The sequence below is a fragment of the Methylocella sp. genome, assembly GCA_037200525.1.
GTDB lineage: Bacteria > Pseudomonadota > Alphaproteobacteria > Rhizobiales > Beijerinckiaceae > Methylocapsa.
In genome coordinates this window covers 2789221-2811028 of sequence record JBBCGG010000001.1, presented here as the reverse complement: position 1 = coordinate 2811028, position 21808 = coordinate 2789221, and the positions used below count along the sequence as shown (strand labels likewise).

At 60.2% G+C, this 21808-nt stretch carries 24 protein-coding genes and 2 pseudogenes; 12 read left to right on the top strand and 14 right to left on the bottom strand.

Features of this window, described 5'->3' with window-relative positions; translation table 11 throughout:
• Positions 1-393: 393 nt before the first annotated feature.
• On the top strand, positions 394-687 hold the full coding sequence (locus WDN46_13765; protein MEJ0094457.1) for a hypothetical protein: 294 nt from the start codon (positions 394-396) through the stop codon (positions 685-687).
• 108 nt (positions 688-795) lie between these two features.
• Positions 796-1561: pseudogene (locus WDN46_13760) on the top strand (IS5 family transposase).
• Between the two features lie 115 nt (positions 1562-1676).
• Here WDN46_13760 and WDN46_13755 read toward each other — a convergent pair.
• The 3 genes and pseudogenes from WDN46_13755 to WDN46_13745 form a co-directional block, all read right to left on the bottom strand.
• Positions 1677-1916 (bottom strand): hypothetical protein, encoded by a 240-nt coding sequence (locus WDN46_13755; protein ID MEJ0094456.1) that lies wholly within the window; start codon positions 1914-1916, stop codon positions 1677-1679.
• 372 nt (positions 1917-2288) lie between these two features.
• Positions 2289-2630 (bottom strand): hypothetical protein, encoded by a 342-nt coding sequence (locus WDN46_13750; protein MEJ0094455.1) that lies wholly within the window; start codon positions 2628-2630, stop codon positions 2289-2291.
• A 118-nt stretch (positions 2631-2748) separates the two neighbouring features.
• Positions 2749-3940, bottom strand: a pseudogene (locus WDN46_13745) (aminotransferase class I/II-fold pyridoxal phosphate-dependent enzyme).
• 152 nt (positions 3941-4092) lie between these two features.
• Between WDN46_13745 and WDN46_13740 the strand changes: the two are divergent.
• Positions 4093-4881, top strand: coding sequence for a DsbA family protein (locus tag WDN46_13740; protein ID MEJ0094454.1), 789 nt, complete (start codon positions 4093-4095; stop codon positions 4879-4881).
• Positions 4882-4983: 102 nt separating this feature from the next.
• Here the strand turns inward: WDN46_13740 and WDN46_13735 are convergent, their stop codons facing one another.
• Both WDN46_13735 and WDN46_13730 read right to left on the bottom strand, forming a co-directional pair.
• Positions 4984-5532 (bottom strand): flavin reductase, encoded by a 549-nt coding sequence (locus WDN46_13735; protein MEJ0094453.1) that lies wholly within the window; start codon positions 5530-5532, stop codon positions 4984-4986.
• Positions 5533-5628: 96 nt separating this feature from the next.
• Complete coding sequence (locus WDN46_13730; protein ID MEJ0094452.1) at positions 5629-6942, bottom strand: NtaA/DmoA family FMN-dependent monooxygenase; 1314 nt, start codon at positions 6940-6942, stop codon at positions 5629-5631.
• Positions 6943-7368: 426 nt separating this feature from the next.
• Between WDN46_13730 and WDN46_13725 the strand changes: the two genes are divergently transcribed.
• Positions 7369-7977, top strand: coding sequence for a TetR/AcrR family transcriptional regulator (locus tag WDN46_13725; protein MEJ0094451.1), 609 nt, complete (start codon positions 7369-7371; stop codon positions 7975-7977).
• An 85-nt stretch (positions 7978-8062) separates the two neighbouring features.
• On the opposite strand, the gene WDN46_13720 is transcribed toward WDN46_13725, so the two are convergent.
• Complete coding sequence (locus WDN46_13720) at positions 8063-8476, bottom strand: VOC family protein (protein ID MEJ0094450.1); 414 nt, start codon at positions 8474-8476, stop codon at positions 8063-8065.
• Between the two features lie 230 nt (positions 8477-8706).
• Between WDN46_13720 and WDN46_13715 the strand changes: the two genes are divergently transcribed.
• Entirely contained in the window at positions 8707-9252 is a 546-nt protein-coding gene (locus WDN46_13715; GenBank protein ID MEJ0094449.1) for a methylated-DNA--[protein]-cysteine S-methyltransferase, read from the top strand.
• A gap of 19 nt (positions 9253-9271) precedes the next feature.
• Here the strand turns inward: WDN46_13715 and WDN46_13710 are convergent, their stop codons facing one another.
• A complete protein-coding gene (locus WDN46_13710; protein MEJ0094448.1) occupies positions 9272-9907 on the bottom strand; it encodes an NrsF family protein in 636 nt (211 codons plus the stop codon).
• Positions 9904-10476 carry a sigma-70 family RNA polymerase sigma factor gene (locus WDN46_13705; GenBank protein ID MEJ0094447.1) on the bottom strand — a complete coding sequence of 191 codons (573 nt, stop codon included), beginning with the start codon at positions 10474-10476 and terminating at the stop codon, positions 9904-9906. Before WDN46_13705 ends, WDN46_13710 begins: the two co-directional genes overlap by 4 nt.
• 214 nt (positions 10477-10690) lie before the next feature.
• Here WDN46_13705 and WDN46_13700 point away from each other — a divergent pair, with 214 nt between their 5' ends.
• From WDN46_13700 to WDN46_13675, 6 genes are all read left to right on the top strand, one after another.
• Positions 10691-10981, top strand: a complete 291-nt coding sequence (locus WDN46_13700; protein MEJ0094446.1) for a DUF2282 domain-containing protein — start codon at positions 10691-10693, stop codon at positions 10979-10981.
• A 221-nt stretch (positions 10982-11202) separates the two neighbouring features.
• Complete coding sequence (locus tag WDN46_13695; protein ID MEJ0094445.1) at positions 11203-11493, top strand: DUF2282 domain-containing protein; 291 nt, start codon at positions 11203-11205, stop codon at positions 11491-11493.
• An 82-nt stretch (positions 11494-11575) separates the two neighbouring features.
• Positions 11576-12442, top strand: coding sequence for a DUF692 domain-containing protein (locus WDN46_13690; GenBank protein MEJ0094444.1), 867 nt, complete (start codon positions 11576-11578; stop codon positions 12440-12442).
• Between the two features lie 24 nt (positions 12443-12466).
• A complete protein-coding gene (locus tag WDN46_13685) occupies positions 12467-13228 on the top strand; it encodes a DNA-binding domain-containing protein (GenBank protein ID MEJ0094443.1) in 762 nt (253 codons plus the stop codon).
• A gap of 15 nt (positions 13229-13243) precedes the next feature.
• Positions 13244-13720, top strand: coding sequence for a DoxX family protein (locus WDN46_13680; GenBank protein ID MEJ0094442.1), 477 nt, complete (start codon positions 13244-13246; stop codon positions 13718-13720).
• A gap of 46 nt (positions 13721-13766) precedes the next feature.
• The gene (locus tag WDN46_13675; protein MEJ0094441.1) at positions 13767-14129 is read left to right on the top strand and encodes a hypothetical protein; all 363 of its coding nucleotides are present in this window, start codon (positions 13767-13769) and stop codon (positions 14127-14129) included.
• A gap of 39 nt (positions 14130-14168) precedes the next feature.
• Here the strand turns inward: WDN46_13675 and nadC are convergent, their stop codons facing one another.
• From nadC to rsmI, 6 genes are all read right to left on the bottom strand, one after another.
• Entirely contained in the window at positions 14169-15020 is an 852-nt protein-coding gene (gene nadC, locus WDN46_13670) for a carboxylating nicotinate-nucleotide diphosphorylase (protein MEJ0094440.1), read from the bottom strand.
• Positions 15021-15032: 12 nt separating this feature from the next.
• Complete coding sequence (locus tag WDN46_13665; protein ID MEJ0094439.1) at positions 15033-16556, bottom strand: L-aspartate oxidase; 1524 nt, start codon at positions 16554-16556, stop codon at positions 15033-15035.
• 15 nt (positions 16557-16571) lie between these two features.
• Entirely contained in the window at positions 16572-17579 is a 1008-nt protein-coding gene (gene nadA, locus WDN46_13660; protein ID MEJ0094438.1) for a quinolinate synthase NadA, read from the bottom strand.
• Between the two features lie 79 nt (positions 17580-17658).
• Entirely contained in the window at positions 17659-18666 is a 1008-nt protein-coding gene (locus WDN46_13655; GenBank protein MEJ0094437.1) for a hypothetical protein, read from the bottom strand.
• Between the two features lie 160 nt (positions 18667-18826).
• Positions 18827-19198 (bottom strand): YraN family protein, encoded by a 372-nt coding sequence (locus WDN46_13650; protein MEJ0094436.1) that lies wholly within the window; start codon positions 19196-19198, stop codon positions 18827-18829.
• 3 nt (positions 19199-19201) lie between these two features.
• Positions 19202-20182, bottom strand: a complete 981-nt coding sequence (gene rsmI, locus WDN46_13645; protein ID MEJ0094435.1) for a 16S rRNA (cytidine(1402)-2'-O)-methyltransferase — start codon at positions 20180-20182, stop codon at positions 19202-19204.
• A gap of 403 nt (positions 20183-20585) precedes the next feature.
• On the opposite strand from rsmI, the gene WDN46_13640 reads away from it, so the two are divergent.
• Positions 20586-21797 carry a penicillin-binding protein activator gene (locus tag WDN46_13640; GenBank protein MEJ0094434.1) on the top strand — a complete coding sequence of 404 codons (1212 nt, stop codon included), beginning with the start codon at positions 20586-20588 and terminating at the stop codon, positions 21795-21797.
• Positions 21798-21808 lie beyond the last annotated feature (11 nt).

Sequence of the window (21808 nt, the reverse complement as noted above, 5' to 3'; positions counted from 1 at the left end):
GCATCGAAGTGATCTGCTATCTCGCAACTGTGGCCGGATCTCGCATCCGGCCATAATTACGTTAACAGTCTGTTTTATTTAGTCTTTTGTCGCTGATTGATGCATCGACCACAATCGCGCGTGAGCAGGCCGCGCGAGCTACGTCGGCGCTATTGGAAGGCGGCGAAGCGGCCCGGCAAGGCCGGGGCCTCAGCGGCGTGGTCGGATTGACGTGCGGCTAAAATGATTGATTTGAGCCGGCTCGCCATCCATGCTTGCGGGAGACAGAATCATCTTGGCGGTCGCAATTTCGGGGATCGCAGCAAGGGAGCGGATCGTGAAATGGTTCGAAACCGCCGCCTTGATTAGCGAATATCGCAATCGAAATTCGCGGCCGCAGCCAGGACCCCAATAATGAGTTCGGCATATCGCAACCGGATTGCGGCGGCGATCTTGGACGACTTGCTTAGGCGGGACGGAATTGGGGACGCTTTCGACGACCTTGACGACGAAATAATGCAGGAAATCAAAGACGCAATCAGCGCCGCCGCGATCGCGGCTATGGTCCCGTCCACGCTCGAGATGCAAGCCGCCGGGCGTTGGGTCCTCAAAAACCCTTTGGAATTCGACGCCGTATCGAGATGTCAGATCGCTGAGGCGGTATTTGTCCAAATGATGAAGGCTGCGCTCGAAGACGGAGAAAAATAACGCCCGTTCCCATCGTCGATACTAGGCCGTGGTGACGAATTCGGCGTTTGGGGGATTCTCGCGAGGATCTTTCCATGATTCAAGGCTGATTTTTGGAGATCAGCCTTGATGATTCGGGATGTCGATGCGCTGCGAGACGATCAATGGGAGCGGCTTTGTGATCTTGTGCCAGGCGGAAGAGCCGGCCAGCGCGGGCCGCGCTGCGACAATCGACGCTTCGTCGACGCGCTGTTATGGATGGCCCGCTCGGGCGGCCGCTGGCGCGATCTGCCCGAACGCTTCGGCGACCATCAGGCGGTGAAACGCCGCTACTATCGCTGGATCGAGCGCGGCGCCTTGGACGGATTTCTTGAGGCATTCACCGCCGAGGCCGATCTCGAATGGCTGATGATCGACTCAACAATCGTGCGCGCCCATCAGCACGCGGCCGGCGCAAGGATCGCCAAAGGGGGGCGGATGCCCAAGGCCTGGGCCGCTCTCGCGGTGGTTTGAGCACCAAAATCCACGCCGCGACAGACGCACTCGGCAACCCCGTTCGGCTCCTTCTCGGACCTGGGCAGCGCAACGACATCACAAAAGCGCACGCCCTGATCGAAGGCTTTGCGGCCGATGCGATCATCGCCGATAAAGGTTATGACGCCAATCACTTGCGCAAGGCTGTTCTTATGCGTGAGGCTGAGCCGGTGATCCCATCAAAATCCAATCGCCGCGCGCCGCTCCCCTACGACAAGGCGCTCTACAAGGAGCGCAATCTCGTCGAGCGTTTCTTCAATAAATGAAGCAGTTCCGGCGCGTCGCAACCCGATACGACAAGCTCCTCGCAAACTACCGAGGCTTCGTATTGCTCGCCGCTATTGCTATCATGCTCAGGTAATTCGTCACTACTGCCTAGCCTCGCGACGGCCTCCTTGCGCCCGTCGTATACGAAAGGGCGGAATTGCTCCCGCCCCTTTTCAAACTTGCGCAGCGCAGTCGGCGTCGCTTTTAGATCAATAAATCTCGAAAGGCCCACGCGCCGACGAGTGCGTTCCGGCGACATAAGACTGGGGCCTATCCATTTCGTACAGACTGCCCTGCCCTATCACGCCGACTGAACGGCCCTCCCTGACATTATTCTGCGCCCAGCCGCTTAAAACTGAGTGCTCAGATTGAGTCTGTCCTGCTTCGGCAATTCCAAAGGACGCGCCGATGATGATTGCCGCCGCGAATGACAATGTGCTGATTCTCATGGCTATAACTCCGAGTTGAGTTTGCGCGACCGTCGCCCTCCGCGGTTTTGAAGCCGCAGTTAGCCTTTGTCTGATGCTGAAGAGAATTCAGGCCCGGAGGGGGTTCAACAAACTACGATGCCGCTGCATCGCAGCTGTCGAAATGTCGGTCGGGCAATCGCTGTGAAGGTCCATGTGGGTAGTCCCTGAAATAATTCAACGGAGAAAAATTGGAGAGGGTCGCGCAAGAAGGTCGAGCGCGCTATCAGCGGCAGTTGCAGAGCCAAGTTCAGACCAAGTCGAGGAACGGGAGCTTGATGCGCGTGAGACGGAACGGCAACCGCGCGGCTATGCTTCCGCTGGTCAAGAAAGTGACGAGAACGACGAATAAGGCTAATTGACCTTCGAATTCTCTTCCTGCAGGCAGGTCAAGATGGAGGTAAAGCTAGTTATCGATGGCGAGGATTCGATGGGCACGCAAATTGCCCGCGAGCTGGCGGAATAGCCATTCCATTGTTGCTCGAGCACTTTCTGAGAATTTGTCTCGTCTAACATGCACTCTTCATAGGCTTTTTGCGCAGGACCAATTGGATTGGCTTTGGCCGCATCGCAGATCTCCTTAATATTATAATGCGGAAGGGCCTGCGCGAATGCAGGCGCCGCCGCCAGCTGTGAGCACAGAAGAAGCGCAGCATACTGTCTCATTTTGCTACCTTTCCTTTTGGCGTTCAGCAATGACGGGTGGTTATCGGCTTTCGCACGGATAAAGGATGGTGTGGATTCACGGTATATGTAAAGGCTGCGGCATGTCATTTGGGATCAGGCCGTATCGATGCCCATGGACCCTGCGGTTTTACCGCAACCAAGATTTCATCCGCCGCATAGCCTCGACGATGTCGCGCTCTGCCCCGGCAAACGAGAGCCGTACGGCGCAGTCGCCCCTTATTCGATCAAAGTCGAGACCCGGCGTCGCCGCGACGCCGATTTCATCGAGCATTTTTGCGCAAAAGGCCGATGCGCTATCGGTCAATCGAGACACATCGAGATAGACGTAAAAGGCGCCGTCCACCGGAGGGAAACGGCCAAGCCCCATGCCCGGCAATTCCTCGAGAAGAATGGCCCGGTTGCGCGCGTAGCCTGCAAGCACGACTTGCAGTTCTTCTTCCTCGTCAAAAACAGCCTCGGCCCCGAGTTGGCTCAGCAGCGGTACGGAAATCGCCAAACTTTGCTGCAAGCGTTCGACTGGGCGAATCAGATGGTTCGGCAGCACAAGCCAGCCGACCCGCCAGCCCGTCATGCAAAAATATTTTGAAAAGGAGCTGGCGACGATGACGTTGGGAGAAAACTGCAGCGCGGTTCGCGCCGGTTCGGCGTAAGTCAGGCCGTGATAGACCTCATCCGAAATGAAAGTAATCCCAAGCCGGTCGCATGTAGTGCAGACGTCGCGAAGAGCTGCCGCCCCATACATGGTTCCGGTTGGATTGGCCGGGCTCATCAGTAAAACGCCGTCGAGTTTCGCCCTGGCGTGGACGGCTTCGATCATCGCCGCCGTGACGACGAAGCGGCTGTCTTCGTTGGTCTCGATCGTGACCGTCTCGACGCCAAGCGCCTCGAGGCTGTTGCGGTAGGCCGGAAAGCCCGGCGCAGCGATCGCGACCCGCGCGCCGACATCGAACAAGGCGAGGAAAGCGAGCATGAAGCCGCCGGACGATCCCGTCGTCACCGCTATTCGTTCGGGCGCGACGTCTACGCCATAAGCATCGCGATAACCGCGCAATTCGGGCGCGAAGGCTTGGCCGGCCCAGAGCTTCAGTATAGCCGATCCTGCCTCCGTCCAGCGCGGCGATCGCCGCCTTGCGTACGGCGGGCGGCGGCGGCGATCCAGGTTCGCCCAGCTCCAGATGGATAATATGCCGCCCCTCGAGCTCAAGCTGGCGCGCCCGCGACAGAACGTCCATAGCCATGAAAGGGGCGATATTCGATCTCCGAGAGATCGGAACACGAGATAATGATGAATTCGATGCACGCGGCGCGGCTTCCGTCATTAGCCGCGGTGCCGTAAGCTGGGGGCTTGCTTGGCGGCCATATCAATGCCATCTGCGCTTTCGCCTTTGTCAATCATGCGGCAAACTCCCTCAAGTTTCTAAAAGAGCGGCAATATTTTATGATGCGGGCCACGATCGAGGAGTTCAGATCTATGTTTAAGCGAAGCCTAGCGCTTTTCGCACGTCACGCCAGTCTCGTGCTGGCCGCGTCCGCCATTTTCGCCTTCTCGCCCCTCCGCGCGGATGAATTTTCCGCGACGCAGAAGACCGAAATTGAGACGATCATCAAGAACTATCTGGTGGAAAATCCGGAGATTTTACGCGACGTCGCGACTGCGCTCGATGCGCGCGAGAAACTGGCTGAAACCAAAGCTCGTCAGGAGATCGTCAGCGATCCGTCGAGCCCGCTGTTTGACACCAGCAACCAAGCCGTCATCGGCAATCCAAACGGCGCGATCACCTTGATCGAGTTCTTTGATTATAATTGCGGCTATTGCAAACGCGCCTTGGGCGATCTTGCGCGATTGATGAAGGATAACCCCGATCTGCGGGTGGTTCTGCGCGACCTTCCGATTCTGGCTCCAGGCTCCGTCGACGCTGCAAAAATCGCCAATGCGGCGAGCAATCAGTTCAAAGGCGCAAAATTCTGGGAGTTTCACCAAAGGCTTCTTGGCGGCTCCCGCGGGGCCGTAGGGAAGGCCGAAGCGCTCGCCGTCGCGAAAGATCTCGGCGCGGATATGGACAAATTGGCGAAGGACGCCGCACAGCCGCCGGTTACCGCCGCCGTCGCGCAATCCACGGAACTGGCCAAAGATCTGCTGATTAACGGCACGCCGAGCTATGTGATCGGCGATGACGTCGTAGTCGGAGCGGTCGGCTATGCCGATTTGCAGGCCAAAGTCGTCAACGTCCGCAAATGCGGCAAGGTGGTTTGCTCATAAAACTTCGATCTTGCAGCCACGCGAATCCGGCGGGTCGCGAGAACGGCCCATAATGCGGCCCGCGCCCTATCGGCGCGGGCGTTGCTGGATTTAATCGCGGCGCTATCCGTGCGCGATTGCATGATAGCGCCGGCCAAAATAGATCAGGCCGTCGCGTGTGGAGCCCTCTTCGATCCCAATGACGCGACAAAATAGTACGGTGTGAGTTCCGACATCGACCTTGGATTCGATCCGGCAATCGAAAGATGCGACCGCGCCGATAAGGATGGGAGCGCCCGTCGCCGCTCTGGTCCAATCGCTCGCGGCAAAGCGTTCCTCGACCGGAGTCTTGCCGCCAAATAGGGTCGAAAGCTCTTCGTGGGCGGAGGTCAGCGTATTAACGCATAATACTCCATTCCGCCCAAAGGCCTCGCTGACCGAACTATTGCGATTGACGCAAACAAGGAGCGTCGGCGGCGCATCGGTAACGCTACAGACCGCCGAGGCGGTGAAGCCCGCAAGCCCGCCGGGACCATCGGTCGTGACCAGATGGACGGCCGCCCCGACAAGCGCCATTGCATTCCGATAACGCTGCTGCGTCACTGGCGATGCGGCGGCCGGAGCCTCTACTTCCCCGACAGGGTGAACGCGCATGGTTGCGTCCTTGTCCATGGTCTCCTCCATTTCAATGTGGAGTCGGGCTTGCCGAATTGCGAACCTGCCCTGCCGCGAACGGACTCGCGGCGCGGGCGCGTGCGATTATCGAGATCAGAAATCCCGGAGATTGTCCCGCAATGTTTCGTGAGCGTAAGCGGTACGAGCGAGCCCCCGGCGCTGAAGGGCGGGAACCAGACCGTCCGCAATCTCGACGATGTAGCGGCGGCTGACGCGCAGGACTGGGGTGGTGATCAGGAAACCATCGCCGCCGACCTCCTCCATTATCTCCCCCATGCGATCGGCGACCTGATCTGGCGTGCCTATCAGCTCCACCGACGAGACGAGGCCGCCCGCGCCTCCCACGACCAGTTCGCGCAAAGTCTTGCCGCTGCCCCATTCCTGAAACTTGTCGAGCGTGCCCTGCTCGCCATTGGTGACCAGTTTTTTCGGCAGCGGAGCGTCGAGATCGAACTGCGCGAAGTCGATTTCGGTGATGGCTGAGATCGAGGCCAGAACATCGTTGATGAAATGGGTAGACGTCAGCATGCGCTGATGTTTGTCATATGCGTCCTGCTCGGTCTCGCCAAGCGTCGGCGTAATGCAGAACAAAATCTTGATGTCGTCGGGATCGCGGCCCGCCGCTATGGCGCGAGCCCGGATGTCCTCGCGAAACGCCTTCATGCTTGCGACGCCGTTGGCGACGGAGATGATCGAATCGGCGTTGCGCGCGGCGAAGTCTCGCCCTCTTGGAGATGCGCCGGCCTGCACAAAGACGGGGCGTCCCTGCGGCGATGGGACTGTGTTAAGCGGGCCGCGGCATTTGAAGAACTTGCCGTTGTGATTGATGGTGCGGACCTTGGTATGGTCGGCGTAGACGCCGCGTTCGCGGTCGAAAACTACGGCGTCAGAGTCCCATGAGTCGAAAAGTTTTTTGACGACCTCCATATATTCGTCGGCCATTTCATAGCGTAATTCCCTTGCGGGCAACTTATCGAGACCAAAATTCTGCGCCGAAAGATCCTCGGCGCTGGTGACGATATTCCAGCCGAAGCGTCCGCGCGTCAGGCTGTCGATGGTCGAAGATAAACGCGCGAGAAGAAACGGCGGATAGGCGAGCGTCGACATCGTCGCCACCACGCCGAGGCGGGACGTCGCCATGCCCATCGCCGTGGCGAGCGGCGCCGGATCGTGTTTTGGCGCCATCATCGCGTTCTTCAACGCGGCTTCCGAAGATCCGCCAAAAGTTTCGGGAACCATCAGTTTGTCCTCGATCATGATGTAATCGAAGCAGGCGCGTTCGAGGGTGCGCGCCATTTCTATATAAAACTGCCCATCCCACGGCAGCCCGCCATTGCCGAATGGCTCGCGCCATTCGTCCGGCGTGAAGTTCATAAACCACGCAAGGTGGAAGCGTTTGGCGGTCATCGATCTATCCTTTGGTGCTTAGTCAGCATTCCGCCCGGCCCTGCGCAATCATCGGCGCAGGCAGCTTTGGCGGGCGGCCTCGAAAGAGGGAAGCGGCGCGTCATCTGGCGTTCGTCGCGAAATCGCGGAGACGCCGGGAACTGCGTGAGAGAGAGCGTTCGAAACACGATTGGTTAAAAATTTCTCCAGACGACGCCCTTATTAAACGCTAGCTTAATAAGCTTCGCAATCGGTTTTCCAGGGAAATCCAAAATATGCGCAAAAGCATTCGGACAATGCAGGCCTGGAGCCAAAACTACTTGGATAATGAGAGATGATGCCCGGTTTTTGCGCAGAATATCATGAGCCTCGCGCGCGGAAAGGCATCTCGATTATATGCGGCGGACACGAACGCGGTCCCGGCGCGAATAGCGGAAAGGTCAAGGCATGATTGCGAAGGCGCTGCGACAACGCCTCAATCCCGCCAAGCGGCGCGAACTGATCCTGGACGAGGCGCTTCAATTGTTCACGAAGCGCCACTATAGCATCGTCACCGTTCGCGAGATCGCGGTCCAGTGTGGAATAAACGTCGGCTTGATCTATCACTACTTCGATTCGAAAGATCATCTCTTCAGGTGCGCGCTCGAATATGCGATCGATCAGTTGGTCGCGGCCTTCGAGGAGCGCCAACGCGAACTCGAAGATCCTCTCTCCGTCATCATGGCTTGGCTCGATGCGCACACGACGCTGACGCCCGTAATCGCCCGCATGGTGAAGGTGATGGCCGATTACGCGGCCTTCGGCATGCGGAAGCCGGAGGTGGATGAATTGGTGTCGGGTTTCTATCGCCGTGAAAGAGAGCTGCTCGAGGACGCGCTGCGGCGCGGCATCCGAATGGGGGCGTTTCGCCCTGTCGACGCACCGAAAATGGCGCGGCTGATCGGCTTGCATCTCGACGGCATCTTCCACGGATCAGAAAGCCGCGGCGATCATCGGATCGAGGAAGACATCCGCGACCTCGAAGACGTCGTAAAATATTTGATCGTCATGCGCTAAACAGCAGAGCGTGACCTCAGCGCTTGGCGTCGCCGGGGTGCGCGGAGGCGCTTGTTCGGGCGCCCGGCTTGCGGCGCGTCGCAGATCAATAAATCTCCCACAAACCGGGCGTGGCGAGCTCCACGAGGTGCCCATCCGGATCGCGAAAATAGATGCTGTGGCCGCCGCGCGGCCATTCAGTGCAGCCTTCAATCGCGATTTCGCGCTGACGCAGTTTTGCCTCCCAGGCTGGCAGATCCTTGGCCGCCATAGCGAAGGCGATGTGCAACGGACCGCAGCCATCATGAGGTGGAATCGTCCCGCCCGGCAGGCGGGTCGTTTCAAGCGACGCGCCGCGCCGAAACAGGAGCAGCACGCTCTGGCCGCCGACCGAGAAAGCCTGCAGCCGATCGTCCCGATATAGCTGCCGAAGTTCAAGAACATTGGCGTAAAATTCGGCCGCACGATCAAGATCGTCGACATAAAGCGCCGTTTCGAGGACCCGGTCCAGATGGGGCATGGCGCTTCGAACCTCCCGCATTCGGGGTCTCGCCGGGCCATATGATATATTCGATCTCTGCAGCCGCCAATATTCTTGATTTGAAAGCGCGAGAGCCGGAGTGCGGGACGCCTTGGGCTCCGTCGCATTGGCGGGATGTAAATTGGACATGAGCTAACGAAGGTCAACGCCATGCTCAGTGCGCAGCGCTCGACCGAAAATTTTACGCGACCCCCAACGCGGTTCTTGGCATGAAACCCACCTCCTGTCGCGCCGGCGGCGCCAATGAGGACATCCGCTTTGCCGTCGGCGAATGCTCCCTCGGTTCAATCCTGGTCGCGCGCAGCGAGCGCGGCGTCTGCGCAATTCTTGTCGGCGACGCCAAGGAGGAGCTTATTCGCGAACTTGGCGACTATTTTCCGCGAGCCAAACTGGCCGCCGCTGATGGGGATTTCGAGGATTTGTTCGCGAAGGTAGTCGGCCTTGCGGAGACGCCTGCAGTTGGTGTCGATCTTCCGCTTGATGTGCGCGGCACGGCGTTCCAGCAGCGCGTTTGGGAGGCGGTGCGAGCGATCCCGGCGGGCAAAACGGCGAGCTATACCGAAATCGCCAAGCGGATCGGATCGCCAAAATCTGTCCGCGCCGTCGCTAACGCATGCGCCGCCAACCCGATAGCGATTGCGATACCGTGCCATCGCGTGATTGGGCATAACGGCGCTCTCTCCGGCTACGGCGGAGGCGTCCATCGCAAACGCGCCTTGCTTGAAATAGAAAGCAAGGCGCGAACACGTCAATAAAGCATGAGCTTTGAGGCCATCACCACCGCAACAGCCGCGACCCTACTGCTGCGCCAATCGCAGTGACGATGGCGATGGCCAAGGAATACCACACCGCGACGAACAGCGGCGAATCATCAGGGCAATGCGTCGCATAAAGCAGCGCGCCGATCGCGCCGGCGAAAAGTCCAGCGACCGCGCCAGCCAGCGCGGGACGTTCTGGAGCGCCATTGCGCAAGGCGATCAGAATGCCGACAAGCGGAGCCAAGGCCAGGAAAGGTATGGTCTTCATGCAGAACATCGAATTACTTCCGATCATCTGATGGCTCCAGTGCGCAGCGGGAACGGCAAAAAGTTCGGCCACGACGGCAATCGCCAGCAAAGCGGGTGCGATCGCCATAAGACGAGCGGGGCTTTGCGCGTCGGCCCCAGGGCGCGCGACGCGCAAGACGAGCATTGCGGAGAGCGCGACGAACAACGCCGTCAGGCAAACCTTGAAAAGCAACCTCGGCTCGCCGAGCAGCGTCAGGAAATGCGGCCTGAGGCCCACAATCCCAAAATAAAAGCAAAGCGCGATTGCAACGCCCGGCGTCAAAGCGAGCGCCAGGGCGCGCCGGGGCGAAGGCGAAACAACCTTGTCGGCGGAAAGGGCGCGAATGAGGTCAGCGGTCTTCACGAGTCGGTGCTCCGGAATTTGGCGGCGAGCGTCGCAAGCCCACGATGCAGAGCCACGCGGACTGCCCCGTTGCTCATCGAAAGAAGGGCGGCGGCTTGATCAATCGAAGCGCCTTCGACTGCAATGAATCTAACGACATTGCGCTGTCCGCTCGGCAGGCACTCGAGGTGACGATCGACATCGGCGACGATTGAAGTCAGTTGATCATCGGCAACGCCCAGCACCTCCACGAAATCATCGATCGAAACCTCCACCCGGCGGCCGCGGCGACGCAGCGCATCAATGACTTTGTGGCGCGCTATCGCGAAAAGCCAAGGCGCAAGCGGAGCATTCTCATCCCAGGTTTGACGCTTGAGATGAACCGCAAGCAGGGTCTCCTGGACGATGTCCTCCGCATCGGTCGTCGCCATTCCGGCGCGAGCAAGCCCCCTGGCCGCAAATGACCGAAGCGGCGGCGTCAGCTCGCGCAGCAATCGCTGATAACAATCTGCATCGCCCGCATTGCCGGCGCGCATCAGCACAGCCCATTCCTTTTCTGGATTACCGTCGCGCACGCGCGTCCCACTCAATCGTTTCGGCAGCCGCAGCAGCGGCGTTACATCTCAAAAGGCGTTGGCGCATCACTTTTTCGTTATGGAAGAAAAAACTCAAGATGCGTAACGCCAGCCCTCAATGCCGCGAAGAAATGGGCGTAGGACGGATGCGTCCAAGCCTACCGCAGGGCGAGACCAAACAGGATCGCTCCGCTGCACCGCGAATATCGTTTGGATAGAGGAAATAGCCATGATCACCAAGACCCAGATATCCGCAGCCACGCTTGCCGGCGCTTTCGCCACAGCGCTCACGCTTCTCGCAGCCCCGGCTTCCGCCGGCCCGGTCGCGCCGCAGCCCGATAAAGATAAGTGCTACGGCATTTCACTCGCGGGCCACAATGATTGCAAGGCTGGCGCTGGCACCTCTTGCGCCGGCACCGCAAAGGCTGACTATCAGGGCAATGCTTGGAAATACGTCGCCAAGGGCACTTGCGACACGATCAAAACCCCGAAGGGCGCCGGCTCGCTGTCGCCGACCTAATCGCCAAACCGGTCTCGAGGCGCGTGGCGTTTTCCGCGCGCCTCTTATGATGTCAGCCGTTTGATCTGATCTTTGACGGGGGGCGATTTACGATCGCGTGCCGAGGCTTTTGCGGGAAGCTCGTATGGAGCCGCGAGTGCCGCTGACTTATGCGAACGCCTGATGCCAAGAGAAATTGTTCCTTCTATGCTGCGGGTCTTGTTTGGATAGAGGACATAATCATGGTCACCAAGACTGACATCTCGGCCGCGATGCTTGCGGGCGCTTTCGCCACGGCGCTCACGCTTATCGCTGCGCCGGCCTCCGCCGATGACGCGGGCTCGGCTAAGGAAAAGTGCTTTGGCGTCGCGCTAAAGGGTCACAATGATTGCGCCGCCGGCGCTGGGACTACCTGCGCCGGCACGTCGAAGATCGACTATGACGGCGCGCACTGGAGCTTGGTCCCCAAGGGAACATGCACGACGATTAAAACGCCGAACGGCATGGGCTCCTCGACCCCCATCAAGATGTAATCAGCCTCAGCGGGCGCGCGGAAATTTCGCGCGCCCGCCTCATAAGCCTGTTTCAAAAGAAAGCGGCAGAGGGCCAAAGTCTATGCCATATCCGTCAAAGCTTCCAGCCAGCGTCGGCGTCGGCATTAAGCCGGAGCACTTCGAGGCCATCGCGGCCGCGCATCAGCCGCTCGGCTTTTTCGAGGTCCATGCCGAAAATTATATGGGCGCGGGGGGACTGCCGCACGCACAGCTTCGGGCTCTCCGCGCGGATTACGCATTGTCCGTACATGGCGTTGGCCTATCGATTGGCTCTATCGCGCCCCTCGATCGCGCGCACCTCTCGCGCTTAAAGCAGCTTTGCGATCGCTATCAGCCGCAGAGCTTTTCGGAACATCTCGCCTGGTCCACGCACGACGGCGTTTTTTTCAACGATCTTTTGCCGCTTCCTTACACGGAGACGACCTTGGCGAACGTCATCGCCCACGTCGACGAGGTGCAGACCGCGCTCGGGCGCCGCATGCTGCTCGAAAATCCCGCGACTTACGTGCGCTTTGCCGAGAGCTCCATTCCAGAGACCGCCTTTTTAAATGAGATCGCGCGCGCAACCGGCTGCGGCTTGCTGCTCGACATCAACAACGTATTCGTTTCAACGCGCAATCATGGCGCCCACGCGCGCGCTTATCTTGCCGAATTTCCGCTGGATCGCGTTGGCGAAATCCATCTCGCCGGTCACTTCGAGACGGTGGACGACGCGGGCGCGCCTCTCTGCATTGACGCGCATGGATCGCCGGTCATCGAGGATGTTTTTGCGCTTTTCGATAGCGTTATCCGCCGCGCCGGACCGCTCCCGACATTGATCGAATGGGACAATGACGTGCCGGATTGGCCAACCCTGCGCGATGAAGCCCTGGCGGCGCAAATGCATCTTGATCGCGCAGCCGCCTCCGGGACGCAATCGACCGCGTGAGCGACACAGGGAGATCCAGCCGTCGTGCAAACATCAGAAAGCGCATTCGCCGCCGCCCTGCTCGACTCCGATTTGGCGTTGCCGTCCGGCCTCGTCTCGCACACCGCGCAGATTCCGCAGAAAAGATTCGGCGTCTATCGCAACAATGTGATGGTTGGTCTCATTGGCGCGCTAGAGGCGCGTTTTCCGGCGACGAAACGCATCGTCGGCGAAGATTTCTTCAAGGCGATGGCGCGCGCCTTCGCCACGGCGCATCCGCCCCGCTCTCCGATGATGATGGTCTATGGCGATGACTTCCCGGATTTCATCGCAGCGTTCGAACCGGCAGCCGAAATTGTCTATCTCGCCGATGTGGCGCGCATCGAGACCGCGCGAATGCGCGCCTATCACGCCGCCGACGCTGAGCCTTTGTCTCAAGTAGCCCTCGCGAGCGTCGCTGTCGAAGCCTTGGGCGATCTCCGATTCGCGTTACACCCCTCGCTTGAAATCATTGCCTCGCCATTTCCCGCAGTCACCATTTGGGCGATGAACGTCGATGAAATCGCCCTGGCTCCGCTTGACGATTGGAGCGGCGAAGACGCGCTGATCGTGCGGCCCTGGCGCAACATCGAAGTTCGCCGATTGCCTCCCGGAGCCGGAACATTTCTGCAAAGCCTCAAAGCCGGCGAGCCGCTCGGCGAGGCTGCGGAGCGCGCGCAGAGCGCGAGCCCGGATTTCGATCTTGCGATCAATCTCGCCCTTCTGTTTAGCGCCGGCCTCGCCATCGCATTTACAAGTCCGACCTAAGAAAGATATTCCATTATGAGCGTACGAAGCGATTTGGATTCAGCGCGGACCCATCCCGTAAGCGCCATCATCACGATTCTGGATAAGATTCCACAATCCTTTATCTCGCTATGCGCGAGGATTTTCCCGGCCGCGGTTTTTTGGATGTCCGGAGAAACCAAGGTCGAGGGTTGGCATTTGAGCGATAGCGCTGTCGACCTCTTTCGCGATGAATATCGCCTGCCCCTGATCGACCCGTCCGTAGCGGCCCATATCTCCGCCTTTTCCGAGCATTTCTTCCCGGTCCTGCTCGTTCTCGGCCTCGCCAGTCGTTTCGCCGCGCTGGCCTTGCTCGGCATGACTCTCGTGATCGAGACTTTCGTCTATCCTGACGCCTGGCCAACCCACGGCGTCTGGGCGACCTGCTTCCTTGTCGTCATCGCGCGGGGTCCGGGCGTCATTTCGCTGGATTATTTGCTGGGGCGGTTTTTTCGTCGTTCGCCCAAAGCCTGATGATGGCCCGAGTATTGAAATGGCCGCCGCCTGTTGGTCCAGTTAATTGGAAAAGAACGCCTTCTGGCGGAACTTTTTTCGCCGTTTCTGGTTAGGCAATCGTAAGTGGTCTTTGGATCGGGCTCGGTTGTTGAAGCGGGGAAAGAAATTGACACATTTTTCTTTGAGATTGGCGTTTAGCGGCGCGATCATTCTCGGGACGGCGGGTTTTGCGTTAGCAGATCAGGGGCAATGGCCCATGATGACGTCTGACGCAGGTTATGCGGAACCCAGCATAGGCGTCGTGCAGCCCGATCAAATTTACGAGGGGCGCAGCGCCTTTTCACCCACTGAAGCCAGCGCCTTCAGTCAGGATTTTAATGGAGCCGGCTCTGCTTCCGACGAAGCCGCAGCGCCCGAAGACAAGTAAAAGGCCAATCGATTCGGCGAGGGCGGCCTCGCCGAACAACTACGATTCGAAATCGAGCCCGATATCCAGAACGGCCGCGCTGTGAGTTAGCCAGCCGATGGAGATCAGATCGACGCCGGAGGCGGCTACAGCTGGGGCTGTCGCCGGCGTGATGCGGCCGGAAGCTTCAGTTATGGCTCTGCCGGCGACAAGAGCGACTGCCTGCGCAAGCATCTTCGAGTCCATATTATCGAGCAAGACGGCGTCGACGCCCTCCTCCAAAGCCTCGACCAGTTGCTCCAGCGTATCGACTTCCAATTCAATTTTGACGAGATGGCCGACGCCCCCGCGCGCGCGGCGCAGCGCCTCTCTGACGCCGCCCGCCATGGCGACATGATTGTCCTTGATCAGCACAGCGTCGTCGAGGCCAAACCGATGGTTGCCGCCGCCGCCGGCGCGGACGGCATATTTCTCAATTGCGCGGAGGCCCGGCATGGTTTTTCGGGTACAGACGATCTGCGCCTTATAGTCCCGCACAGCTGAAACAATCGACGCTGTCGCGCTGGCGATGCCGCTCAAATGACCAAGAAAATTCAGCGCCGTCCGCTCGGCCGTCAAAATGCCGCGCGCGGGTCCTTCAATCGATGCGATGTGATCGCCGGGGCTAATTTCAACGCCATCTTCGCGCTCAACCCGCACAGTGATCCGCGGATCGATCAGCTCGAAGGCGAGACGCGCCAAATCGAGCCCGGCGACCACCCCCGGCTGACGCGCGGCGAGAACAGTCCGCGCGTTGAGGCCGGCGGGAATGACCGCATTCGACGTGAGGTCGCCGGCGCGGCCGAGATCTTCGAGCAGAGCGGCGCGCACAAGAGGTTCAATCAGTATCCGCGGCAGCGGCGCAGGAGTCATTGCAGGTCCACTTCAGTCGGCCATTTCAGGCATGATTTCTTGAGCGCTTTGGAGCGCATCATCAAGATGCAAGACGCTTCTTTGGGCGCTTGTCGCTGCATCGGGAAAGTCAGTCCGCGCGTGCGCGCCGCGGCTCTCGCGCCGGCGCAAGGCGGCGATCACGATCATCAAGCCGACAATCGCCGGATCGCTCGAACCCGCGCCGCCGAGCGCAAGCGGAAGCAGCGCTTCGGCCGCCTCGCGCAAGCCTTCTTCATTGCGCAATACGCCCGCAGCGCGCGACATGATTTCACGCACTGGTGCCGGGTCGCTGGCGACTAGCGGCGTCGCATCGAAAGCCGGCTTGCCCCGCTTCGGCGGCTGGCTTGCAGCGAAGCTTTCAGCGACAAAGCGTCCGCAAACCACGGCCTCCAACAGCGAGTTGCTGGCCAGTCGATTGGCTCCATGAAGACCTGTGCACGCCGCCTCGCCGCAAGCCCAGAGGCCTTCGATGGATGTGCGCCCGGCAAGATCGACGGCGATGCCGCCCATGTGATAGTGAGCCGCCGGCCGGATCGGGATCAGCTGCGTCGCCGGATCGATTCCGGCCGCATGGCAAAAACCGGTGATCGCCGGAAAGCGTCGCGTAAACTCAAGCCCCAGCGCCTCGCGGGCATCGAGAAAAACCTGATGTCCCGCCGCCATTCGTCGCCAAACAGCGCGCGCGACCACATCGCGCGGGGCAAGCTCGGCGCCTGGAATATCGGCCATAAACCGATCGCCGGTTTCATCGACGAGAATCGCGCCTTCGCCACGCACGGTCTCGCTGACGAGCTTTAGCGGAAAAGCGTCGCTATCGAGCGCGGTCGGATGAAACTGCACGAATTCGAGATCGCCCATGAAGGCGCCGGCTTTCGCCGCTAGCGCAAGCCCCTCGCCGAAGGAACCCGCCGGATTAGTGCCATAGCGGAAGAGGCCGCCGACGCCGCCGGTGGCGATCACGACGCGATTGCTGGCGAAGAGAACCGGCCCGTTCTCGCCCTCGGCGAGGACGCCGGTCACTGCATTATCATCGACGATAAGTTTCCGCGCGGAAATCCCCTCGATGACTGTTATGGAGGGCGTCTGGCGCGCGCGTAGAATCAAGGCGCGCATGATTTCGCGGCCGCTGCTGTCGCCGCCGGCATGCACGATGCGGCGGCGCGAATGTGCGGCCTCGAGGCCAAGCAGCAGATTGCCATTGGCGTCGCGATCGAATGGCGCGCCAAGCCGGATCAAATCTTCGATCGCCGCCGGAGCCGCGGTCAGAATTGTTTTTACTACGGCCTCATCGCAAAGGCCATCGCCGGCTTTCAGCGTATCTGCAAGATGCAAGTCGGCGTCATCATCCGGCCCCAGACTTGCGGCGACGCCGCCCTGCGCCAGCACGCTCGAGGCTTCAAAGCCGAGGCGCGCCTTGGTCAACAGGATGACCGGCCGCGGCGCTAGCGCCAAAGCCGCAGTCAGGCCCGCGAGGCCTCCGCCGATGATGATGCATGCATCCGGCGCATCGCGCATTTCGATCTCCAGACTTTACTTGACTGCGAGCATGCGCTCGACGGCGCGGCGAGCCGGGGCCGCAAGGGCGGGATCGATGCGCACCTCATGCTGCATCGTCTCAAGCGCACGCCTGATATTGCCGAGCGAGATCCTCTTCATATGCGGGCAGAGATTGCACGGACGCACGAATTCGAGCTCCGGATATTGGACCGCGACATTGTCGCTCATCGAACACTCGGTCAGAAGAACTACGCGCGCCGGACGGTTTTTCGCAACATAGGCCTGCATTGCAGCGGTTGAGCCGGAAAAATCCGCCTCCGCCACAACTTCCGGCGGACATTCTGGATGCGCCAACACGACTACGCCCGGATAATCTTCACGCAGTTCGCGCACTTCAGCGGCGGTGAACAGCTCATGCACCTCACAATGGCCTGACCAAGTGAGGATCTTGACGCCTGTTTCGGCGGCGATGTTGCGGGCGAGATATTCATCGGGCAGCATGATCACTCGCTCGACGCCGAGGGATTCAATGATGGCTTTGGCGTTGCCCGACGTGCAGCAAATATCGGACTCGGCCTTCACCGCCGCCGAGGTATTGACATAGGTGACGATCGGAACGCCCGGATGAGCGAGCCGCAGCCGCCGCACATCCTCCGGGGTGATCGAGTCTGCAAGCGAACAGCCGGCCCCCATATCGGGAATGAGAACTGTCTTGTCGGGATTAAGCAATTTCGCGGTTTCAGCCATGAAGTGCACGCCGGCGAGAACGATGACGTCGGCGTCGACATTCATTGCTTCGCGCGCAAGCGCCAAGCTGTCGCCAACGATATCGGCCACGCAGTGGAAGATCTCAGGCGTCTGATAATTATGCGCCAGAATGACCGCGTTGCGGCTGCGCTTCAGCGCCAGGATGGCGTCGATGTCTCGCGCATAAATAGGCCATTCGATCGCCGGAATGGCGTGGCGCACTTTGGCGTAGAGTTCGGGCGCGTAGAGGCCCGGCGCGAGGGCATGGTCGCCGCCGCGATTGTTTGTACGCATTACTTCCGCGGGCATCGCCATCCCTTATACTCCCATTGAGCATTATTGGTACATATGCTGGGGATGAGTATAAGATTTGTCAAGCCTTTGAAATGGGCAGCTTGGTTCCGACGATAGCGCGTTCGGTGAAAACGATGCGGCGAAAACGAAACAACTTGGCCGGCCGGCCGCCTGTATCCTGGCTGGTTTGCCCGGTTTCCTCGACGAGTTCCTGCTGTTCTATCAGCCGCCGAAAATTCTGCTTATGCACGAGCCGGCCCGCCAAAGCTTCTACGCACCGCTGTAATTGCAACAAAGTGAATGTCTCCGGCATTAGTTCGAAGACCACGGGATGATATTTGATTTTCGCACGCAGCCTCGCGATCCCGGTCGCCAGAATGCGGCGATGGTCTAGGATCATCGCCCGTCCGGCGCTCGACGCCTTGACTGGCGCCTCGTGGCGCGCGGCCCCCGCCGAACTACGCTCGGCCTCAGCGATAAGCCCAGCCTCATAAAGCAGCTCATAGCGCTGCAGAATAAGCTCCTCATTCCAGGGCCGGCCATCAAAGCCAAATGTGATCGTCGCCCGCTGAGCGCGATTCTGGCGAAGACTGGAATCCTTTGTCGCCGCGATCCACGCCTGCAGTTGCGGCTTCAGGACTTCTTCGATCATCGCAGGGACGCCAAGGCGATGGTCCTCCCACGGGAAATAGACGTACCAACTGCGCCAGCTCGCTTCATATTCCCCAGACGCCGGCTGTTCGCGCGTAAGGCCGAGGTAGCTGATCGAGATGACCTGCTGCTCGGCGCCAGCGCGATCCTTATCGGCGAACGTATAGAGCTGTTCGACATAACCAAGCGGCAGACGGGTCTGCCGCTCAACCCATGCGCGAAGGCCCGATTGCAGCGACCGGTGCGCCAGCTCAAAGGGGCCGGAAGGCAATGCGCCCTGATCCTGTATCGTCAGCACGCGGGGATCGCCGCAGGTCACCGCCGTCAGGACGGCGATCAGATCGGCCGCGATCCCCTGCCCGGCCGCTACAGAAGTTTTGGGACTGCTTTTGAGCGCGCTCGGCTTCGCAATGTCGGCATTGTGAAATGTTCCCATCACCGGTCGCGGTCACCTCGCCTCACGCCTTCGATCGCTGACCCGATTTGGATCGATTCCGCGTGTTGGGTCAACCATTTCCGCTCGCTTTCCACGGCCAGATGTCAGCTGCCTTAAAGGCTGCCAACCAATGAAGCCCCGAGGCGGGGCGGTCGATTTATCAAAAATTCAGCTCAAACGCCGCAATGTCATGACGCGGCCATCGCCACGGCGCGACGAAGACCGCGTCGCCGCGCCATGTCAAAGCTGCCGTGGACGGATGAGCGGCGATCCACGCTCGCGCCGCGCGGGAGATGCGACGACGTTTGGCGAGAGTGATCGCGCTGCTGGCTTCATCAAGGCTGGGACGCACTTTCACTTCGACGAATGCGATAGTGTCGCCGCGCCGCGCAATAATATCGATTTCGCCGCCGTGGACCCGGAAGCGGCGGGCCAAAATCGAATAGAATTTGAGCCGCAAAACCGCCTCTGCAAGCCGCTCGGCGATAAGGCCGCGCCAATGCGCCTCGCGACGATCGACCGAGTTCAGCAAGGCTCACTCGCGCGCGACGAAGGCTGCGGACAGCTCGATAGCCCGCGCGTAAACCTTCCGGCGCGGTTGACCGGTCGCCGCCGACACCACTGCCGCGGCGTCCTTGACCGAAAGCGTCTCCAGCGCCTTGTTCAGCTTGGCGTCAAGTTCTTCCGCGCTCTCGTGCGGCGCATCCGATCCCGGCGGTCCAACGAGGAGGACAATCTCGCCTTTGGGCGGCGCTTCGCCGGCCACAGCCGCCGCAAGATCGGGTAATTGTCCTCGCCGCACCGTTTCGTAATATTTCGTCAGTTCGCGGGCCATCGCCGCCTCGCGCGGGCCGAGCACGGCGGAGAGATCCGCCAGGGTTTCGGCGACCCGGCGCGGCGATTCAAAAAACACCAATGTGCCGGGAATAGGCGCAAGCTCGGCGATGCGCTGGCGTCGCGCGCTCGACTTCGGGGGCAGAAATCCTTCAAAAAAGAAACGATCCGTCGGCAAGCCCGCCACCACGAGAGCCGCGAGGACGGCGGACGCGCCCGGAACCGAAATGACCTCGATGTTCTGCGCCAAGGCATCGGAGACCAGCTTGAACCCGGGATCCGAAATCAGCGGCGTGCCGGCGTCCGACACCAAAGCCAGCGCGGCCCCCTCGGCCAGGCGGGCGAGCAGATGCGGACGCATCACGGCCGCATTATGCTCGTGATAAGCGACAAGAGGCGTCGCAATGCCATAATGGGCGAGCAGCGTTTTGGTGACGCGGGTGTCCTCAGCGATCACGGCATCGGCGGCGGCGAGCGTCGCCAGCGCGCGAAATGAAATATCGCCGAGATTGCCGATTGGCGTCGCGACCACATGCAGACCTTTGCGGATCGGCTCCGCTTCAGCCCGAAGGCCGAACGCCGTAAAGGCGCCGCTTTGGGTTTTGGCTTGTTCGCTCAGCTCGGTCACGCCAAAGTTCCCGCCCGACTCGGGATCAGGTCCGTTCCGTTCGCCTGTGGTCATGGTCTCGCCCGCCGTTGGCCGCCCGCGCTCGTGCAAATTCGCCGGCCGGCTTGTTCGTTAAAACATCCAATCGTTCTGATTATAGAACATACCGACCCCATCGGCAAGAATGCGCCGCGCGTTTTTGATTGCATAAGTCCAAAATTTGTGACTGAACCTCATTTTAATTTTTATGCTATCACGATTAGGGCCAGTTTTTCGGCCATCTAGGGCGTGATCGCCGCAAGTTGAATCGATCGCGTCCCGATACGTCACCGGAACGCATGACCTTATCCAAAGGGCCTGAATTTCTTAAAGGTCGTGCACGCTATCCGTTTGTTTCAATGCGGGGGCCTCGAGAAGTCCGCGCCCTTTTAAAGATCATGAATTGCTGCGCCAGATCATGCGCTTGGAGGTTGCCCGGATGAAAATTTTGTCGCGCGGCGGCGCCTTGGAAGCGCTTGGGGCGCTCGCTCTCGCCTTTTCCCTGGCGGCTTGCGGCCCCTCGAATGGAACCTTTGGACGAGGGCCGACCGACTCGTTCGGGACGGGTCAAAAACTCGCGACGCCGGCGCCGAACGCAAGCGAGCACATCGGCTCCGGCCCGGTGCGCGTCGCGCTCGTTCTGCCTTTGACGCAGGCCTCCGGCCCAAGCGTCGTTGGAGCCTCTTTGCGCAACGCCGCCGAACTCGCTTTGACGGAAGCGGGCGGCAATGACCTTACCTTGATCGTCAAGGATGATCACTCCACGGCCGAAGGGGCGCGCATCGCGGCGCAGGAAGCGCTATCGGAAGGGGCCGATCTCATCATTGGCCCGCTTTTCGCTCCCGACGTCCGCGAGGTCGGAAGCGTCGCGCGCGCCGCCGGCAAACCTGTGATAGCCTTCTCCACGGATACATCCACAGCCGGTCGCGGCGTCTATCTGCTCTCCTTCCTGGTCGAGAGTTATGTCGACCGCATCATCGATTTCGCCGCCTCAAAGGGCAAGAAATCGCTGGCCGCGCTGATCCCGGAAAATGATTACGGCCGCGTCGCGGAGGCCGCCTTTCAACAAGCGGCGGCGCGCAACAACATCCGCGTTATGACGATCGAACATTATCAGCCGCAGACCCTCGCCGCCGCCGTGCAAAAAGTCGCCGCGCTCGGCGATCAGATCGATGGGCTGTTCATTCCCGAACAGGCCGACGCCATGCCGACCGTCTCGCAGACGCTGGCCGCCGCGGGCTTCAACAACAAGAAAACGCAAATTCTTGGCACGGGCCTATGGAACGACGCTCGCGTCCTGCGCCTTCCCGCTTTGCAAGGGGCCTGGTTCTCTGCGCCGGAGAATGGCGGATTTAATGCATTCTCCACGCGCTACCACGCCAAATATGGCGTCGACCCAACGCGGATCGCCACCCTCAGTTATGATGCGGTGTCGCTCGCTGCGGCGCTCGCGCACACTCAAGGGTCGCAGCGTTACTCGGATAATGTTCTGACCAACCGCTCGGGATTCAACGGCGCGGACGGGGTGTTCCGCTTCCTGCCCGACGGCGCCAATGATCGCGGCCTCTCAGTGCTAGAGATCAACAATGGCGTCGCGACGCCGATCAGCCCGGCGCCGCATTCTTTTGCCGGCGCATCTTCCGCGACGTAGCATTCGCAGCA

What these genes read in the sequence shown, in the direction of transcription:
- WDN46_13765 (MEJ0094457.1), top strand. Translation starts at nt 394, where the DNA reads ATGAGTTCGGCATATCGCAACCGGATTGCGGCGGCGATCTTGGACGAC.
- WDN46_13755 (MEJ0094456.1), bottom strand. Translation starts at nt 1,916, where the DNA reads ATGAGAATCAGCACATTGTCATTCGCGGCGGCAATCATCATCGGCGCG.
- WDN46_13740 (MEJ0094454.1), top strand. Translation starts at nt 4,093, where the DNA reads ATGTTTAAGCGAAGCCTAGCGCTTTTCGCACGTCACGCCAGTCTCGTG.
- WDN46_13735 (MEJ0094453.1), bottom strand. Translation starts at nt 5,532, where the DNA reads ATGGACAAGGACGCAACCATGCGCGTTCACCCTGTCGGGGAAGTAGAG.
- WDN46_13730 (MEJ0094452.1), bottom strand. Translation starts at nt 6,942, where the DNA reads ATGACCGCCAAACGCTTCCACCTTGCGTGGTTTATGAACTTCACGCCG.
- WDN46_13725 (MEJ0094451.1), top strand. Translation starts at nt 7,369, where the DNA reads ATGATTGCGAAGGCGCTGCGACAACGCCTCAATCCCGCCAAGCGGCGC.
- WDN46_13720 (MEJ0094450.1), bottom strand. Translation starts at nt 8,476, where the DNA reads ATGCCCCATCTGGACCGGGTCCTCGAAACGGCGCTTTATGTCGACGAT.
- WDN46_13715 (MEJ0094449.1), top strand. Translation starts at nt 8,707, where the DNA reads ATGAAACCCACCTCCTGTCGCGCCGGCGGCGCCAATGAGGACATCCGC.
- WDN46_13700 (MEJ0094446.1), top strand. Translation starts at nt 10,691, where the DNA reads ATGATCACCAAGACCCAGATATCCGCAGCCACGCTTGCCGGCGCTTTC.
- WDN46_13695 (MEJ0094445.1), top strand. Translation starts at nt 11,203, where the DNA reads ATGGTCACCAAGACTGACATCTCGGCCGCGATGCTTGCGGGCGCTTTC.
- WDN46_13690 (MEJ0094444.1), top strand. Translation starts at nt 11,576, where the DNA reads ATGCCATATCCGTCAAAGCTTCCAGCCAGCGTCGGCGTCGGCATTAAG.
- WDN46_13680 (MEJ0094442.1), top strand. Translation starts at nt 13,244, where the DNA reads ATGAGCGTACGAAGCGATTTGGATTCAGCGCGGACCCATCCCGTAAGC.
- nadC (MEJ0094440.1), bottom strand. Translation starts at nt 15,020, where the DNA reads ATGACTCCTGCGCCGCTGCCGCGGATACTGATTGAACCTCTTGTGCGC.
- WDN46_13665 (MEJ0094439.1), bottom strand. Translation starts at nt 16,556, where the DNA reads ATGCGCGATGCGCCGGATGCATGCATCATCATCGGCGGAGGCCTCGCG.
- nadA (MEJ0094438.1), bottom strand. Translation starts at nt 17,579, where the DNA reads ATGCGTACAAACAATCGCGGCGGCGACCATGCCCTCGCGCCGGGCCTC.
- WDN46_13655 (MEJ0094437.1), bottom strand. Translation starts at nt 18,666, where the DNA reads ATGGGAACATTTCACAATGCCGACATTGCGAAGCCGAGCGCGCTCAAA.
- rsmI (MEJ0094435.1), bottom strand. Translation starts at nt 20,182, where the DNA reads ATGACCACAGGCGAACGGAACGGACCTGATCCCGAGTCGGGCGGGAAC.
- WDN46_13640 (MEJ0094434.1), top strand. Translation starts at nt 20,586, where the DNA reads ATGAAAATTTTGTCGCGCGGCGGCGCCTTGGAAGCGCTTGGGGCGCTC.